At 37.2% G+C, this 16,539-nt stretch carries 18 protein-coding genes; 4 read left to right on the forward strand and 14 right to left on the reverse strand.

The window, feature by feature from the left end; translation table 11 throughout:
- Positions 1-243: 243 nt before the first annotated feature.
- The 8 genes from NC797_RS16355 to NC797_RS16390 form a co-directional block, all read right to left on the reverse strand.
- Positions 244-675 carry a YtxH domain-containing protein gene (locus NC797_RS16355; RefSeq protein WP_272437888.1) on the reverse strand — a complete coding sequence of 144 codons (432 nt, stop codon included), beginning with the start codon at positions 673-675 and terminating at the stop codon, positions 244-246.
- Between the two features lie 6 nt (positions 676-681).
- Entirely contained in the window at positions 682-1,113 is a 432-nt protein-coding gene (locus NC797_RS16360; RefSeq protein WP_272437889.1) for a DUF948 domain-containing protein, read from the reverse strand.
- Between the two features lie 218 nt (positions 1,114-1,331).
- Positions 1,332-2,639 carry a UDP-N-acetylmuramate--L-alanine ligase gene (gene murC / locus NC797_RS16365; protein WP_272437890.1) on the reverse strand — a complete coding sequence of 436 codons (1,308 nt, stop codon included), beginning with the start codon at positions 2,637-2,639 and terminating at the stop codon, positions 1,332-1,334.
- 173 nt (positions 2,640-2,812) lie between these two features.
- Complete coding sequence (locus NC797_RS16370; protein WP_272437891.1) at positions 2,813-3,925, reverse strand: nicotinate phosphoribosyltransferase; 1,113 nt, start codon at positions 3,923-3,925, stop codon at positions 2,813-2,815.
- Positions 3,926-4,181: 256 nt separating this feature from the next.
- Complete coding sequence (locus NC797_RS16375) at positions 4,182-6,404, reverse strand: DNA translocase FtsK (RefSeq protein ID WP_272437893.1); 2,223 nt, start codon at positions 6,402-6,404, stop codon at positions 4,182-4,184.
- A gap of 173 nt (positions 6,405-6,577) precedes the next feature.
- Positions 6,578-7,381, reverse strand: a complete 804-nt coding sequence (locus NC797_RS16380) for a DUF1444 domain-containing protein (RefSeq protein ID WP_272437894.1) — start codon at positions 7,379-7,381, stop codon at positions 6,578-6,580.
- Positions 7,382-7,550: 169 nt separating this feature from the next.
- Positions 7,551-8,570 carry a PTS sugar transporter subunit IIC gene (locus NC797_RS16385; RefSeq protein ID WP_272437895.1) on the reverse strand — a complete coding sequence of 340 codons (1,020 nt, stop codon included), beginning with the start codon at positions 8,568-8,570 and terminating at the stop codon, positions 7,551-7,553.
- A gap of 171 nt (positions 8,571-8,741) precedes the next feature.
- Complete coding sequence (locus NC797_RS16390; RefSeq protein ID WP_272437896.1) at positions 8,742-9,260, reverse strand: hypothetical protein; 519 nt, start codon at positions 9,258-9,260, stop codon at positions 8,742-8,744.
- Between the two features lie 150 nt (positions 9,261-9,410).
- Between NC797_RS16390 and NC797_RS16395 the strand changes: the two genes are divergently transcribed.
- Positions 9,411-9,851, forward strand: a complete 441-nt coding sequence (locus tag NC797_RS16395; RefSeq protein ID WP_272437897.1) for a YtoQ family protein — start codon at positions 9,411-9,413, stop codon at positions 9,849-9,851.
- A 20-nt stretch (positions 9,852-9,871) separates the two neighbouring features.
- Here the strand turns inward: NC797_RS16395 and NC797_RS16400 are convergent, their stop codons facing one another.
- On the reverse strand, positions 9,872-10,381 hold the full coding sequence (locus NC797_RS16400; protein WP_272437898.1) for a DUF84 family protein: 510 nt from the start codon (positions 10,379-10,381) through the stop codon (positions 9,872-9,874).
- Between the two features lie 61 nt (positions 10,382-10,442).
- Positions 10,443-11,510, reverse strand: a complete 1,068-nt coding sequence (locus tag NC797_RS16405; protein ID WP_272437899.1) for a M42 family metallopeptidase — start codon at positions 11,508-11,510, stop codon at positions 10,443-10,445.
- Between the two features lie 146 nt (positions 11,511-11,656).
- On the opposite strand from NC797_RS16405, the gene NC797_RS16410 reads away from it, so the two are divergent.
- A complete protein-coding gene (locus NC797_RS16410) occupies positions 11,657-11,974 on the forward strand; it encodes a PepSY domain-containing protein (protein ID WP_272437900.1) in 318 nt (105 codons plus the stop codon).
- A gap of 43 nt (positions 11,975-12,017) precedes the next feature.
- Here the strand turns inward: NC797_RS16410 and NC797_RS16415 are convergent, their stop codons facing one another.
- Together NC797_RS16415 and trmB are read right to left on the reverse strand one after the other, a co-directional pair.
- Positions 12,018-12,875, reverse strand: coding sequence for a YtnP family quorum-quenching lactonase (locus NC797_RS16415; protein WP_272437901.1), 858 nt, complete (start codon positions 12,873-12,875; stop codon positions 12,018-12,020).
- A gap of 89 nt (positions 12,876-12,964) precedes the next feature.
- Positions 12,965-13,609 carry a tRNA (guanosine(46)-N7)-methyltransferase TrmB gene (trmB, locus tag NC797_RS16420; protein ID WP_272437902.1) on the reverse strand — a complete coding sequence of 215 codons (645 nt, stop codon included), beginning with the start codon at positions 13,607-13,609 and terminating at the stop codon, positions 12,965-12,967.
- A gap of 215 nt (positions 13,610-13,824) precedes the next feature.
- On the opposite strand from trmB, the gene NC797_RS16425 reads away from it, so the two are divergent.
- Positions 13,825-14,040: a hypothetical protein gene (locus tag NC797_RS16425; protein WP_272437903.1), complete on the forward strand. Its 216-nt coding sequence runs from the start codon at positions 13,825-13,827 to the stop codon at positions 14,038-14,040.
- A gap of 315 nt (positions 14,041-14,355) precedes the next feature.
- The gene (locus NC797_RS16430) at positions 14,356-14,637 is read left to right on the forward strand and encodes a YtzH-like family protein (protein WP_272437904.1); all 282 of its coding nucleotides are present in this window, start codon (positions 14,356-14,358) and stop codon (positions 14,635-14,637) included.
- A 1-nt stretch (position 14,638) separates the two neighbouring features.
- Here the strand turns inward: NC797_RS16430 and NC797_RS16435 are convergent, their stop codons facing one another.
- Positions 14,639-15,442 (reverse strand): phosphotransferase, encoded by an 804-nt coding sequence (locus tag NC797_RS16435; RefSeq protein WP_417168721.1) that lies wholly within the window; start codon positions 15,440-15,442, stop codon positions 14,639-14,641.
- A 191-nt stretch (positions 15,443-15,633) separates the two neighbouring features.
- Positions 15,634-16,539: an NERD domain-containing protein gene (locus NC797_RS16440; protein ID WP_272437906.1), complete on the reverse strand. Its 906-nt coding sequence runs from the start codon at positions 16,537-16,539 to the stop codon at positions 15,634-15,636.

The raw sequence follows: 16,539 nt of genomic DNA on the forward strand, positions 1-16,539 counted from the left end.
AGGATGATTGAAAGGTGACAGTGCGACTATTGTTCAATGGGAAAAATTGCAATTGGGACAAAAAAACAGAACTGAAAAGATGTTCTGTTTTTTTGTCCCAACTACAATTCTTTCCTTAATAATTATAGCACTTTCGGAAGACGAATAGATAAGTTAAATTTTAACAATCACAGTATTGAACAGCAAAAAAATGAGTTACAAACGCCAAGATGGCGTTTGTAACTCGTTTTCTATTTCGATAACTTAAGAATTCTTGCTATCCTTTTCAATATCTTCTACAGCATCTTCTATTGCTTCAGAAAGTTGATCGTCTGTTTCTGCAGGATTTTGTTCAGCTGCTTTAATATCGAATACTTTATCTTGGAGATTCTTAGACGTATCTTTCACACGTGAACTAAGATCTTTTGATTTATCTGAAACAGTTTTGGTTACTTCTGAAGAAGCTTCTCGTGCTCTATTCTTCCATTCTTCCCCTTTTTCAGACGCAATATCTTTCCAGTCACCTGCTCGACTTCGAACATAATCTGCACCTTCGTTAATATCATCACGAAGCTCTCTACCTGATTTCGGCGCAAATAATAAAGCCACGGATGCCCCAACAATTCCTCCAATAAGAGAACCTATTAAAAAATCCTTGCTATTAATGTCTTGATTATGATCTGTTTGGTTTCCCATATCCGTTTATTCCTCCTTCATATTTTGTAATGTACCCTTTTTACTGCGCTTATATAAATTAATCAGGACTGTGCCCCATTTCATCACTGCTGCCGTAGACTCTGTTTGTTTTTCAGTTACATCCCTTACATTTGTCGTGATAGAGCGAACAGATTGATTAAAATCCTGGATTGTATCCCCTATTCCTTTCACCCCGTCCACAACAGTATTCATTCTTTTCGATTTATCATGAATATCATCTGCAAGTTTATTCGTTTTGTTTAATAATGCAGTTGTTTCTACTGTTATTCCTTCCATTTGTTTTTCCAGCCCTTCCATTGTATTCGCAACATTCGATAAGGTTTTTTGGACTGACTTTAATACCTTAGCTAGATAAATAACAAGTACAGTAAAGGCAATTGCTACAATGAGTGCCGCAACATAAAGCAGATTGACCATTTATACTATCATCTCCTTTTACTATGTATGTGAAATAATTTGTTTCTTGAAGCCTGTACGAAGTTTGCCTCTTCATTCCATACTTCCCTTTTGGCATATTCGTAAACATAACGAGATAGACAATCTTTCTATTTATTTAACATGTAAATTAAAAGGAGAAAGTATTCGTCTTTCTCCTTAGTTTCTATAAGCATTCGTGTAATTCCTTCATTTCACTATTACTTTTTCGCTAATTTAATTGTTTGTTCATAACCCTGCTGGAATTTTTGAATATCCCCAGCCCCCATAAACACCAAGACACTATCTGTATGTTGTTTTAAAATTTCTGTATGATCAAGCTTCAAAATATCTGATTGATCTACAAGTTCCTTTAAGTCATTAATGGTCAATTTACCACTATCTTCTCTAGCGGAACCGAAAATATCACAAAGATAAACTTTATCAGCCGACTTCAAACTTTCCGCAAATTCTTGTAAGAAGGTTCTCGTTCTTGTATATGTGTGAGGTTGGAAGATGGCTACCACGTCTTTATTCGGGTATTTCTTCTTAGCAGATTCAATCGTTACTTCTACCTCTTTTGGATGGTGTGCATAATCATCTATTAAAATTTGGTTTCCTACCCGTTTTTCCGTAAAGCGTCGTTTAACACCTTCAAATGAATCCATCTTTTTAATATCTTCTGCATCTATTCCTTCATAATGACAAAGCGATATAACTGCAAGTGCATTTAGAACATGGTGGTTACCATACCCTGGAATCAGGAAAGTATCGTAATAGGTGTTACGTACAAACACGTCAAAACTAGTACCTGAATCTGTTTCCAATACATTTTGAGCTTGAAAGTCATTTGTGTCAGAAAAACCATAGTACACAACGGGAACCTTTGCTTGAATTTCTTGTAAATACTCATCATCCCCACAGGCTACAATTCCTTTTTTCACTTTCTCAGCCATTTGTTGAAACGAGTGAAATACATCTTCAATACTCGTAAAATAATCGGGATGATCAAAGTCAATATTTGTCATAATAGCAAAATCTGGCTTATATTGGAGAAAATGTCTTCTGTATTCACAGGCTTCAAATACAAAGTATGCACTTGATTCGTGTCCTTTCCCTGTTCCGTCTCCAATTAAATATGAAATTGGGAATTTTTGTTGTAAAACATGAGCCAAAAGTCCTGTTGTAGACGTTTTTCCATGGGCACCTGCAATTGCAATACTCGTGTATTGCTGTAACCATTCTCCCAAAAATTCATGATATCGATAAAAAGACAGTCCTTGGCGTTTTGCTTCTTGGATTTCTTCGTGGTCATCATTAAATGCATTTCCTGCAATAATGATTAACCCTTCTTTGATGTTTGTCTTTGAAAAAGGGAAAATCGGAATATTTTTATCCTCTAGTGCATCCTGTGTAAAAAATCTTTTCTCCACATCAGACCCTTGAACTTTCTCTCCTGAGTCATGAAGAATTTGAGCCAGTGCACTCATCCCCGTCCCTTTTATACCAATAAAATGGTAAGTTGTCATAAACAAGAACCTCCAAAAAATACAGTCTTTTTTTATTCTTATGTAGTGAAAAAAGAAATACGATTCGGCTAACTATTCCGTAATTATAGCAAATTCTTTTTCTTAGTGGAACATGCGAACCATTTTTTTCACATACAGAAGAAAAAGATTGACAGTCGCCTATCAACCTTTTTTTACTTTTGTTCGATGTACGGGACCTTTTCCAATCTTGGATTTGGTTTGAATCGTCTACCTTCTTTTGCTTGAGCGACACCATTTAGTAATACATTATCTCCCGTAAATCCAATTGTAACCTTCAGGAGACTGCCTCCAACTCCATACATGTCTACAGGAACCTTGTTTTCTTCAAACTCACGAATCCTATCTTCTGTAAATCCACCACTTACAATGATCTTAACATGTTGATAGCCTTCTTCATCTAGTGCCCTACGGAGCGCAAATATTAATTCAGGGCTTGAACCCCTTGGATCAAAGGTGCCCATTACATGTTGATTTCTCAAAAAATATTTATCGACTAAATTCCTTGATGTATCAACACGAACCCCTTTTAATGTTTCACCAAATTCGCGGGCTACCTTTAAGGAGTCTGTTATCACATCATTATTATAGTCGACCAATGCCGTTAAATCGTCCTCGGGGTAAAACTCATGATAAGCTCTTGAAGTGGCGACAATATCCCCTTTAAACATTTGGATTAATGCGTGTGGCATTGTCCCCATACCAGCCTTGCCCCACCATTCATTCATCGCATGGGTTGCTTGGGCTGTCGATCCTCCAATGAATGCTGCATATCCATCTCCTGCCTGCATCGTAAAATGATCATCTCGATCACCCATAAAGATAATTGGCTTTTGTTTTCCAGATGTTCTTGCTGCTTTTACCACATTATATACATTAGTAGCAACCGATGTTCTTCTCGCTAATATTCCGTCAATTATACCTTCCAAAAAGCCAAAATGTTGATATGGACCTGATATGGTTAATACGGTCTCATACGGGCTAACCTTATCCCCGTCTTTTAACGAATGAATGTTAAGTTTATCAGGGTGATTAGCAAATTTATAGACCAATGCTATCGCTTCATCGGTACCACATAAAACAGCATGTTCCTTTTGAAAGAACTGCATCGTAACCTCATTATTGGGTAGCATTTTTTCCGTGATCTCTTTCGATTTCAGAAAATACACGGCTGAAAACCATCCATCTTTCACTCGCTCATCAAATTTAAATGTTTTATTTGTTAATCTATTTATTTCACCATTCAACTTTTTCTCGATTTCCTTCATACGACCTATGCTCCTTAACCTACAATCTGATCAGCTTCACAGCGCTTGTAACTGTTATCATGCATCATGGTGGACTTACTTAAAGTGATTACGACTCTGCTTTCACCTTCACAGACCCGACAATAACTGAGTTTTATTTATGATCATTGACGCTTACTCTCTTCTTATAATAAAGCAACATGACTACTTCGACAAGTTCCATTATTTCGTTCTGGATTCTTTTGTCTCTTTCTTGAACAACCTCTTATAAAATTAGTTATTTTCTATCCATTAAAAACGTGTTTATCTGTTCTCGATTCATCAATATGTCTCGTTTTTTGCTCCCGTTTTGTGTTGAAACAATCCCAAATTGCTCCATACTATCAATTAATCGAGCTGCTCGGTTATATCCGATTTTAAAACGTCTTTGCAATAGTGAAGAGCTTGCCGCATCCTGTTCCGTAACGAATTGAACTGCTTCAGGAAAAAGAATATCTTCCTCTTCCTCCATATCGATCTGTTTAAGGAGCTCTGTCTGTTCGAATAGATAATTAGGCGGCGCGATCTTTTTTACGTGTGATGTTACTCTCTCAATCTCGTCGTCAGAAACGAATGCACCTTGAATACGTTTTGATTGGCCTGCTCCGTTTTCTAGAAAAAGCATGTCTCCTTTACCAAGCAATTTATCGGCACCACTAGCATCTATGATGGTTCGGGAATCCACCTGTGACGAAACACTAAAAGCAATTCGGGTAGGAATATTTGCCTTAATGAGACCTGTTATAACATCAACAGACGGCCTTTGAGTTGCTAATAGCAAGTGAATCCCACAAGCCCTTGCTTTTTGCGCTATTCGACAAATTGCGTCCTCTACATCTTGTGGTGATACCATCATTAAGTCGGCCAACTCATCGATTACAATAACAAGGTATGGTAGGTGTTCGTTAGCACGGCCTTGTTTTTCGATTTTTTGGTTGTAACGTTCGATATCTCGAACACCCTCTTGCACAAATTTCTCATATCTTTCTTCCATTTCATTAACTGCCCATTTTAAAGCAGCTGTTGCAGCTTTTGTATCTGTAATTACAGGTGAGACGAGGTGAGGTAAATCGTTATACGGTGCCAGTTCAACCATTTTTGGGTCAATTAGTAGAAATTTCACTTGTTCATAATTTGCTTTGTATAATAAGCTAATTAAAATAGTGTTAATGCAAACACTTTTACCAGATCCTGTTGCACCTGCAATAAGACCATGAGGCATTTTTTTTAGGTTCGTGACAATTGGCTGACCTGCTATGTCTAATCCAAGTGCAACAGTGAGAGGTGAAGCATCCTCTTGAAATGCAGTAGAGTGAATAATTTCATACAACCCTACTGGGAGCGCCTCTGGGTTTGGTACTTCTATTCCGATAGCGTTTTTACCTGGTATGGGTGCTTCCATCCGAATGTCCTTTGCAGCTAAATTAAGTTTAATATCGTCACTGAGATTTTTAATCTTACTTACTTTTACCCCTAAATCTGGTTGAACCTCAAACCGTGTCACAGCTGGCCCCTTAATAGCGCGAACCACCTTTGCCTTTACATGAAAATGTTGCAAAGTAGAATTTAGTAGCTCTGTTTGCTTCTCCACCCAAGTATCATCTGCCAACGATACTTGGACAGGGTCATTAAGCAAATGAAGTGGAGTCTGCTCTGAACGAGGTACTGTTTCTACTTCTGTATCTGTATCTATTTCTGATACTTGCCCCTCTCTTTTAGGTGGTGGAGACGATTGGGTCTGTACTCCCCGCCTGCTGTTTGGACGCATCATCACATTATATGGTAATTGTTTGTTTTTACTTTGATTCAATAAAATAGCCTCTTGTAGCTTCTGTTCCTGAACATCTATATTTTTCGGGAGAGAGAATTGCCTTTCCTGTTTTTTCTTCCTTACTGTTTGATGATCCGCATCGGTTTGTGTTGGTGTACGATCAGGCAATGGTGTGACATGTCTATGATGTCCTCTAACCGATTTTCTGGCTTCTTTTGGCGTGTTATTTGTGTTTTGTGATTTTTCATGATTTTCCGACATAATAGCACTATCTACTGTTTGTAATAGAGTATTTCTCTGCTCCGATCTCGATTTGTTTTTTCGTAGATAAGCAGGAACACCATCTATTTCTAGCGTCGATTGGGAACGATCCCTATAACCGAATATAGGGGAAGCAACTTCACTTAAGTGGAATGGTTTCCCTTTTATTTCGCTCGTAAGTTTTATATCTTCTTTATCTTCTACACGTTTATCTTGTATTTCATTTTGTTGTCGATGCCTTCTTTTCTCAAAATGTAATGATGGTCGTTCAAGTTGATCTGATAAATCAGGGACAGTGAATGTCCTTTCTGTCGGGTATTGGTAGGCCATTCTTGTATAAACTTCCTGTTGTTTATCAACAGTTGATCGTTGATTGTATCTTTTATCTTCAGATGGACTGGAAAATAGTTGCTTTACTCTCTTTTTCATCTGTTCCCACATACCATTCACTCTTTCTATATCAATAGTTATTCTATATATTATCAGTTTTTAGCTTTAAGGTGGGATACATTTTAAAAACCTTTGTCACGAATGACAAAGGTTTTTCGTTAAAAATTCATGCATTAGCTAACGATTTTGCAAGCCCTTATGAAAAAACAATGTCATTCCGTTGGCTTGTTTTTAGCAAGAATAAACACTGGCTCTAACCCTTTATCCTCATACATAAAGGCAAGCGATGTAATCGGAATACGTCCTTCCGCGAAAAATTTCATAGTCATCTGGGCTAATATATCATACCCCATAGGATTTTGAACATCCGCAAAAATCAACACATCCTGATGTGGAACAGCTACAGCTAAATCTCCTTTACTATTCGCCTTCATCTCTTCTAACAGTGACTCATTCAAAATTCTAGAAGCGTCATACCCGTCCTGACTTGCCATAAAGTAAAAGTCGTTATCTGCAACTCGATCCTTTTTTAAATCCACAGGTAAAGAGCGAACATTGAAAGAAGAAATTTCTTTCAATCGGCTTTTTTTCCAGCCTTCCTTTTCTAGCATATCCTGATCAATTAGTTGGTAGGATTTCCCTAAATCAATTGCATAATAAATACGTGTTTCCGCAGTGTGATCCGAATAAACCAGTTGTTTTCCTGACTTTGTTTCAGTAGGAAACGACGTAGCACGAATAACAGGAAAAATGTGCTGTTCTTTGCCTGTTAATTCGTGTGTCTCATTCATGATCCTTAATGCTTCCTGCACATGATTCACCAAATCATCTAAGGAACGCTCTCCTCTATTTTCATATTTAGACACAACATTCGGGAGTGTAATCGTTATTCCTTTTCCTGATTCCTTCCATTCTACACGGAACGTATCTTTATCTCTGTTATAGGAAATGTTCCAATCCGGATGCTGCAATCTTTCCTCTAACATTTTTTTCATCTTTATACTGGTCATTTTCATTACGTATTCCTCCTTCTGGGAAGAAAATAACTACGTGTATTTTAGCATTCTTTTACGGACAATTAAAGAAAGTCAATCTTTTGCTAACACGTACACTATAGAGGTTGTTCAAAAAGTCACTATATAGAATTCGAACAACCTCCATCTTATTCAAATAGTTTCGCTTTACTCACTCATATTCAATTTTCATGTCCCCTGGCTTGATCCAGCCCTTTTTCCTTAAAAACTCAGAAACAACAAAGCTAATGATCATCGGCCCAATAATATGTAACAAAAGAATGATCCACAAAATATTTAATGAAAACCCCATTGATTCAAAAGTCATAATTTGACCTACAAAACCACTTGTACCCATTCCTGCACCAAGTGGATTGTTGACTAATCCAAGCCACACCGATGCAATCGGTGCTAAGATGGCACCCGCAATTGTTGGCGGTAGTAGAATGATCGGTTTTTTAATAATATTGGCTACTTGTAGCATAGAAGTACCAATTCCCTGAGCCAAAAATCCTCCAAATCCATTATCTCGATAACTAGCCGTCGCAAATCCGATCATTTGTGCCGCACACCCAACTGTTGCAGCACCTGCAGCAATACCATCTAATGACAACATTAATGCTATCGCCAAACTGGATATCGGAGCAGTTAGTGCTAATCCCATTAATATTGCCACAATGATTCCCATTAAAAAAGGCTGCTGTAATGTTGACCATTTGATCACATCTCCAAAACCTGTCATAAAGGTTTGAATGGGTGGGCCAATAAATTTCCCTGTGAAAAATCCGACTAGTATAGTTAAGAATGGGGTTAGCAAGATATCGATTTTCGTTTCTTTGTACAGTATTTTTCCAAATTCAGTTGCTAGTAAAGCAGATACATAACTACCTGCTGGTCCTCCTAGCTCAGCACCGAATGCACCACCAAATAATGCAGAAAACATGACTAGAGGCGGGGCTTTTAACCCATAGGCAATAGCAACACCGATGGCGCCACCCCATATTTTGGTATCCATTGCAAAACTACCCATTTCAATAAGTGCGGATAAAAAAGGGATCTGTTCTCCTATTGTCTTTATAATGAGTCCGATAATTAAAGAAGAAAATAAACCGAGCGCCATGTAGCTTAAAGCAGTTATAAAATACACCTTTGGTGAAAGCGATACACCCTTTTTTCGTAAAAAAGTCTTCATTTCAATTCCCCTTGTAACAGAAGTTTCATCGCCATGATGACATAGATTTGTTCAATTCTTAACATAATACCTACATTATTAACTTAATCGTAGTAATAATCAAGTATACTCTATAATTTTAGAAGGGTTGTTCTTTTACACATAAAAAAAAGAGAGGCATAAGCTCTCTTTTTACTCTTTATTCGATGTATTCGTTATCGAATTTGCGATCTTCATCATCATTTCTGCATCACTTTCTAAACTCCCAAGTGGTGAATACGTGGTGATTTTTATTCCACCTATTCCAACCTGGAGCTCGTACTCTTCCTCGTCCGTTTTAATAATACGAACATATCCAAACCTACCATCATCCGTAAATGACTCTAATAAATTCGGGTTTTCTGCTACAGATGCCGTTTTATAATTTAATTCACTTGCTCGATCCTCAAATACATTGTTAAAGACGACATACGATTGATCCCCTTCCTCAAGGATAAGATTGCTTTTCCCTTTTTCGACAATTTCTAAATTATTTGGTATGTATATCGAAAATTGTTCTAGTTCAGTATTTGGTTCAACCCCAGTACTACTAAACTCAGTTTCGGTAACTTTTTTAACATCCTTAAGTGTTTCATCTTCTGATTCAAAGCTACATGCAGTTACTATTAGAATCATTGTCATCAAAAATAGTTTCGTTACTAATTTCTGCACTATTCTTCCTCCTGAAAATCTAGTTCTTTTTTCCCTCTTTTTATCATAGCTATGAATTCAAGATTTATCAAGAGTGAATATTTGTATCATTTTACCATTGTTTTTCGTTTCGTTATAATATAGAAATATACTACATAGGGAGGTTTTAATGTGGAATTAACTGTATATTTAGCAGGGCAGATTCACGACAATTGGAGAGAGGAATTGAAGAATAAGGTAAGTAGTCGAAATCTACCATTCACTTTCGTAGGACCACAAGAAAATCATGAACGTTCTGATAGCATTGGGGAGGATGTTCTTGGTAACCAGCCAAGTAACTTATATCGAGATCATGCCGCTTCTAGCATTAATAACTTTAGAACGCTTGTACTTATGAAGAAATCAGATGCAGTAATTGCGTTGTTTGGAGAATCCTATAAACAATGGAACACAGCGATGGATATCTCTACTGCAATTGCATTAAACAAGCCCACCATTCTTGTTCGTCCAGAATCTTTAATCCATCCTTTAAAAGAAATAGCAAATAAAGCAAATGTAACCGTAACCTCAATGGATCAAGCACTAGACGTCCTTGCATATGTTTATGAGTAAGTACAAGGCATGATAAAAAATCATGCCTTGTTTTTTTTGACTTCATATTGGCCTTTAAGCAATTTTATTACATGTGCAAACATTGTTTCTCTTGTTACCATTTCATTCGTAAATATCCCGATGGCACCTTCCTTTTTTCGAACATCTTTCTTTTTGGCATAGGCCTCCATTACATCACCAAGCTCTATTCCTTTTTTTAGTTCGTCCCAAATCTCATCAGGTAAAGGAATTCTCGCTCCACTAGCCGTATAGACGGTATCCTTTTCATCAACGAGTGCTCCCCAGTTACATAAGTAAAGACTCTCTTTTATTTCCATCACACCACCCTCTAAACCAATGCCGAGCCCACCCATTGATAAAGCTGCACACTCCATCGCACGATTTATTGCTCCTTCTCGTGTTTCTTTATCAGAGAATGGTTGTGATGAGACTTTTGATGATACTTCAACGGAAATGATCTCATGTTCAGAAAAAACATGCTCTACCGCAGCGAGCTTTACAGGATTTTTGGTGCCAACATAAAGCTTCATAACCTTCACCCTTCCATTTCACCACTTACACTAGATGCCAACCAAACCTTCGTTGCACTCCTTAGCCATTTTTAACAATTTGATCCACTGTATCTTGATCCGTGGTTTTGACAAGCTTAATCAGGAGTTCTTTGGCTGCTGCATAATCATCGACATGAATAATAGATGCATGTGTGTGAATATATCTAGAACAAATACCAACAACTGCGGACGGTACACCCTGATTAGATGTGTGTACCCTTCCAGCATCCGTGCCACCTTGGGATATAAAATATTGATACGGAATGTTGTTTGACTCAGCTGTATCTAATATGAAATCACGGATGCCCCCATGTGTTACCATCGAACGGTCAAAAATTCGTAGCAAAGCACCTTTTCCTAATTGGCCAAACTCTTTATCATCTCCTGACATGTCATTAGCAGGAGATGCATCAAGTGCATAAAAAATATCTGGTTGAATCATGTTTGCCGCTACCTGTGCCCCTCGAAGGCCAACTTCTTCCTGTACGGTCGCACCCGCATAAAGCTGATTTGGGACTTTTACTCCTTGTAATTTTTTTAAAAGCTCAATGGATAACCCACATCCATACCGATTATCCCATGCCTTGGCAAGTATTTTCTTATCATTTGCTAATGGTTCGAATGGACAAATGGGTACGACCTGTTGCCCTGGCTTTATGCCAATCTTTTTCGCATCATCTACATCATCTGCACCAATATCTATTAACATGTTCTTCATTTCCATCGGTTTTTTTCTTTGTTGTTCTGTTAAGTTATGTGGTGGAATGGAACCAATCACACCAGTAACAGGACCCTGATCGGTTATAATTTGTACACGTTGAGCTAATAAAACCTGACTCCACCATCCACCTAATGTTTGAAAACGCAACATACCATTTTTGGTGATATTGGTTACCATAAATCCAACTTCATCCATATGTCCCGCTACCAATACCTTTGGCCCACTTCCATGCTTGATACCAAATACACCGCCCAGTCGGTCTTGTATTACTTCGTCTGCATATTTATCTAATTCCTGTCTCATAAATCTACGTACTGCACTTTCATTACCAGGTGCACCAGGTAATTCCGTTAAAGTTCGAAATAATTGTAGTGTTTCGTGATTCATTATGTATTCCCTCCAACTATTTTAGCCTATACTATATTGTAGCGAATCTTTGCTAACGTTTCCACTTTCCACACCTATCTCGTTTGTTTTCTATTTAAAATGGATTCATGTATACTTAATGTAAACTAAAGTCCGAGGTGATACATATGAAGCTAAGAAATGTTGTAATCGTAGCTGGTTTAGGGGTCGTTGTTGGATACTTGATGAAAGATCAAATCGATAAACAACAATCGATCACCCCCGAGAAAGCGTTGAAGGCTGCCAAAAATGCTTTAAAACAACAAGGATCGATAAATGGATCATGGATTTATATGCAACCAGAAGAATTCATAAAAAACGGCCTAACGTATACGGTATATCGAGGCGGCGTAACAAGAGAGAATGAAGAAGACAATACACAATTAGAATTTTATGTCGATGCAGAAACAGGTGCGATCCTCGAAGTCGCCGAAACAGCCTCTTAAAAAGGAGTTTAGGGATGATATATCATCCCTAAACTCCTTTTGGTTATTTATCGTAATCATATTGTTCTCTTGAAAGCTTATCGATTACTTCACCTTTACCATTATATTTAATCGCTCGATAATACGCATCATGATAAAAAGTATACCACGACTCTTTACCATAACCTTTTTCCATCCACATCTCTTTTTGAAAAACAGAAGTCACAGGATAGTCATCATATGCAAGAACCCATAGCACATTTTGATGGGCGTGTGTCGGCATGATATCTGCCATATGTAGGAATGAGTCCACTCCATCTTCAAACAGCACAATTGCATGTCCATCACTATGGCCACCCGTATGGATCATTTTTAATCCGTCTGCAATTTTGATTTCATTTTCAAATGTTTGAACTTTTTCTTGTACGGGCTTCCAATTGTCCTCCCAATATGTGTTAATGGATCGAATGTTTGGTTTCCTCATTTCATCCCATTCCACTTGGCTTGTATATACAGTGGCATTGCGAAATGTAGGAACGAGCTTTTCATCTTCCCAATTTGTTAAACCTGAAGCATGATCAAAATGTAAATGGGTCATCAGCACCGCATCAATATCATCTGTTGTTAATCCAAGTTCTCTCAGGGATTCATCAATAAAAGATTGTTCAAGTGCCCCAAAATTCCGAATTTGTTTCTCTGTCAACTTTCCATTACCTAAGCCAGAGTCGATCAAAAAATGCTTACCATCTAGTTCAATCAAAATAGGATCTGTTCTTAATTCGATTTGATTCTTCTCATTATAAGGGTATTTTTTCCCCCATAGAGGCTTAGGCACGACCCCAAACATCGCACCACCATCCAAAAAGTTTACTCCACCACTTAACCAAGTTAATTTTGCTCTTCCAACCTGTAACGTTTCCATTCCAAAATCCTCCTTCACCTTCTACAAGTTTACAAAAGAAATTGGTAATCTGTAAACGATAACATTAGAGGATGTTCAAAAAGTCACCATTAGGAAAATCTAGATCTAGCCCTACAACGATAAATTGGCTGACCTTTATTTGAAAATCTTTGTTCATACTCGGTCATGACGTTTTCTGGATCATGAAGATCATGTAAATCCAAGGCAACCTCCTCCAACATCATTCCAAATTTCGAAAAACGAACGAGCGAGTATTCAAAAAGCTTGCGATTATCTGTTTTTAAAACGATTTCCCCATTTTTCTTTAAGATGTTTTTGTATTGTTCTAAAAATGCAGGGTATGTAAGACGTCTTTTTTCGTGTCGAGATTTTGGCCACGGATCGGAAAAATTCAAATAAATTTTATCCACCTCATTTTCACCAAATATGTCTCGCACATCCTTAGCGTTTTCGTTGATTAATCGTACATTTTTTTGTTCTGTTTCAAGAACCTTTTGTACTGCAGTTATAATAATGCTCTTGGCCATCTCTATTCCAACAAAATTAATATCAGAGTGTTGTTTTGCCATTCCGGCAATAAATTGCCCTTTACCTGACCCGATTTCAATATGGATTGGATGATCATTACCAAAAACATCCTTCCATTTATTTTTATGATGAAATGGGTGATGCACCACAACCTCCTTTTGCTCCTTTAAAAAATCATCTGCCCACGGTTTATTCCTTGTACGCATTCTAAAACTCCTTCCACACGTTTCGCTCTTGACAATAGCATGTTTAGCAAAAAAATGAAAGATTCACACCGAATTTAAAGTAAATCAAAGTAAAAAAGGATATATACGACTAATATTACTATATACACCGCTATATCTTCATGATATCCCACACTGCTCTTTCACCTGTTATTATAGCGAATAAAAGAGTTTGGGATGAAAGCGCTTCTCCCTATATGATTGTAGTCGTGCGATTAAATGAGAAGAAACCAAATTGGAGTGTGAATATATTAATGATGTTTATCGGAAAAGTAGTTGAAAGTGCAGTACTGGTATTATTTGCAATAATGTTTCTTGGGTATTCTATATTTATATATCCATTTGAAAAAATAAACACAAAGGTGAACCCGACAGTAAAACAAAAACAAATCAAGTACGCACCGCAATTGTAAGGAACCAATCCAGCACCTTCCCACGTTTCTTTGTTAAGCGTAGGGAGGCTCTCACATCAACCCCAGGGTTGATGTTCCCCATTATGCTCAAATTTATCCACAACATGTTCAACTACACATTGAATATGCAAGAATTCCAACAGTGTCCTCCGCTCTGACGCGACAATTCAACTAGAAAAAACACATGCTGAATTTCATGTGTTTTAGCGTGAGTATTGATTATTTGGTACCCCACTTATCTTGCAAAAAAACCAACTATTTCTAAGCATATTGACACCATAATGAGCAAAAATATGAAAGAAGGTGGGATATCAAATGTCATTAAATGTTAACGATCAGTTACATGTACTATCTGATTTGTTAAGTGAGCAATCTGAAGAGTGCTGTGGAAGTATTTCTGAATGTCAACAGATCAAAAGGTTAGTACAATCCTTAATGTCGAAACATGCTATTCAAGACGAACAACTTACACAACTGTTACCTGAAATATATAACTATGGACGAAAGGGAGAATTGGCTCAAAACTTGGATGAACACATAACATCGAATCAGCAGAATTTGCAAACATGGATTAATACAATTGATACACTACAGTGAGTTAGATTGGTACCTTTTGCAATAGCCGCTTCAGGTTTTCAAATCGTTTAGCGGCTTCTTTTTGCTTACCGTTGTCTAAATTCCAAATCAGTGACTTCATAGCGTCTGCAATTAAATACCAATACATTCGTTTTAGTAATTGTTTTTCTTTTTTTGCCCCGTATCGAGCAAGCCAATCTTCCCACTCTTCTTCCTGTATATACCACTTTAAAATCATCCCAAGATCCATCGCCGGATCAGCTATCATGGCATTATCCCAGTCAATTAAATAGAGTTCTCCTTCACTTGATAAAAGCCAATTGTTATGATTCATATCACAGTGACATACAACTTGCTTTTGATTTGTAATGATTGGTAGTACGTTTTCCAAATAAGTTAATGCTTTATGAATCACAATGTTCGAATAACCTTCAAAATTTCTTTTCAATAATCCTTTTATATTTCGTAAAATATCCTCTGGAACAACTGGTTTTTTACCAATTTTAACTAACATGTCCAGTAGTTCAGAGGAATGGTGAATTTTACTTAGCATGTCGGCTACACGAGGGTGCTGCATTTCCTCTGGCGTCAACTCACGTCCGTCCAACCATTTTTGTGCCGTAATTACATCTCCATTTTCCAATCGTTTTGTCCAGACAAGTTTCGGCACGATTCCCTGCGCGGATAAAACAGCAAGAAAAGGTGATGAATTTCGTTTAAGAAAGAGTCTTTTTCGTTCATTTTTCGCAAAATACGCTTCGCCTGAAGAGCCTCCAGCTGGTGTAATTGTCCAATCTTCACCAAGTATATGTTCCAACCAATTCACCCTCAATTCCTGTAATTCTTCAAAATACTTAACTCAGCAACCGTACGTAATGGAGTCGTATTTACCATTATAGCTTGTATATTTATAAAATTATTAATCTATTGTTGTGTGTTTCTGTCGAAAAAGGACATATATATAAGAGTACCCAATTTGGCAGGAAATTTCAAGAGATTCATTTTAGAGGTTGTTCATTACAATGGATAGGTTTCATCTTCCCATTCAGGACGCTTTACCGCACTAGTTTGACAATATTTCAATAGCACCTCACAAACCTTTAGTTGCTGATGCTTTAAAGGGGAAACCAGTCCTCTCTTTTCTGAAAGCCATTCATCATGCTGTTCCAAACCTATAAATTTCGTTCGAAAGGGTTCAGCTTGAAACCGCAAACGATGGTTTGGTGAAAGTACCACTTTTGTAATCGGAAAATCAAGATGATGTGTGTTTAATACACGTTTTATGACCTGCTCCGTTCTTTTCAAAGAAATCATTGGACTTAACATACGGTTCATTTCATTGCCTTCCTTCAAATTCCACGTTCGACCATCATCTGCCATTATTTCGATTTCCTTTGAGTTAAAATCAATCAGGTGAATGATATCCATCCCAATAGGACTAACAAATAGAATTTCTGCTTCGATTGGAGCATTTTTTAAGTTAAATATAGGATAATAATATAACAAATAGGTGTCAGGAAATCGTTGTAAAAAATATTTTAAACTCTGATCATCTTCATACCCTTGATCTACAATCGACATATCACTAACCGTTGTTGAGGCCCATTTTAATTGAAAACGCATAAGAGTATCCAAAAATTCATGCTTTAATTGTTGTTTTGATTCTGGTAGTTTGTGTAAAACCTGTTCCTCAAATGCTGGTGGTTTTTCTTCCACTTTTGTAAACAACCGTTTCCACTTAGACAGGATCGTTTCTTTTTTATTTGTATGTTCTAGTTCCATCTCGTGAACATCTTGTAATTCCCACGCCTCTAACGCTTTATTCCAGTTTTCCTTCTTTAATCGGATAAATTGACCTGGATAGTGGTAGATGTTCGTCTCGTACCTAGAAATATAGTCTTTTATTTTTACCACTTGAGCCAT

Source organism: Terrihalobacillus insolitus (assembly GCF_028416575.1).
In the GTDB taxonomy this organism is placed as follows: domain Bacteria; phylum Bacillota; class Bacilli; order Bacillales; family Amphibacillaceae; genus Terrihalobacillus; species Terrihalobacillus insolitus.

Bases quoted from the DNA above. Each gene is read 5' to 3' on its own strand.
- NC797_RS16385 (WP_272437895.1), bottom strand. From the start codon at position 8,570: ATGAAGACTTTTTTACGAAAAAAGGGTGTATCGCTTTCACCAAAGGTG.
- NC797_RS16410 (WP_272437900.1), top strand. From the start codon at position 11,657: ATGAAGCTAAGAAATGTTGTAATCGTAGCTGGTTTAGGGGTCGTTGTT.
- trmB (WP_272437902.1), bottom strand. From the start codon at position 13,609: ATGCGTACAAGGAATAAACCGTGGGCAGATGATTTTTTAAAGGAGCAA.
- NC797_RS16400 (WP_272437898.1), bottom strand. From the start codon at position 10,381: ATGAAGCTTTATGTTGGCACCAAAAATCCTGTAAAGCTCGCTGCGGTA.
- NC797_RS16440 (WP_272437906.1), bottom strand. From the start codon at position 16,539: ATGGCTCAAGTGGTAAAAATAAAAGACTATATTTCTAGGTACGAGACG.
- NC797_RS16360 (WP_272437889.1), bottom strand. From the start codon at position 1,113: ATGGTCAATCTGCTTTATGTTGCGGCACTCATTGTAGCAATTGCCTTT.
- NC797_RS16430 (WP_272437904.1), top strand. From the start codon at position 14,356: ATGTCATTAAATGTTAACGATCAGTTACATGTACTATCTGATTTGTTA.
- NC797_RS16405 (WP_272437899.1), bottom strand. From the start codon at position 11,510: ATGAATCACGAAACACTACAATTATTTCGAACTTTAACGGAATTACCT.
- NC797_RS16415 (WP_272437901.1), bottom strand. From the start codon at position 12,875: ATGGAAACGTTACAGGTTGGAAGAGCAAAATTAACTTGGTTAAGTGGT.
- NC797_RS16355 (WP_272437888.1), bottom strand. From the start codon at position 675: ATGGGAAACCAAACAGATCATAATCAAGACATTAATAGCAAGGATTTT.
- murC (WP_272437890.1), bottom strand. From the start codon at position 2,639: ATGACAACTTACCATTTTATTGGTATAAAAGGGACGGGGATGAGTGCA.
- NC797_RS16375 (WP_272437893.1), bottom strand. From the start codon at position 6,404: ATGAAAAAGAGAGTAAAGCAACTATTTTCCAGTCCATCTGAAGATAAA.
- NC797_RS16370 (WP_272437891.1), bottom strand. From the start codon at position 3,925: ATGAAGGAAATCGAGAAAAAGTTGAATGGTGAAATAAATAGATTAACA.
- NC797_RS16380 (WP_272437894.1), bottom strand. From the start codon at position 7,381: ATGAAAATGACCAGTATAAAGATGAAAAAAATGTTAGAGGAAAGATTG.
- NC797_RS16425 (WP_272437903.1), top strand. From the start codon at position 13,825: ATGATTGTAGTCGTGCGATTAAATGAGAAGAAACCAAATTGGAGTGTG.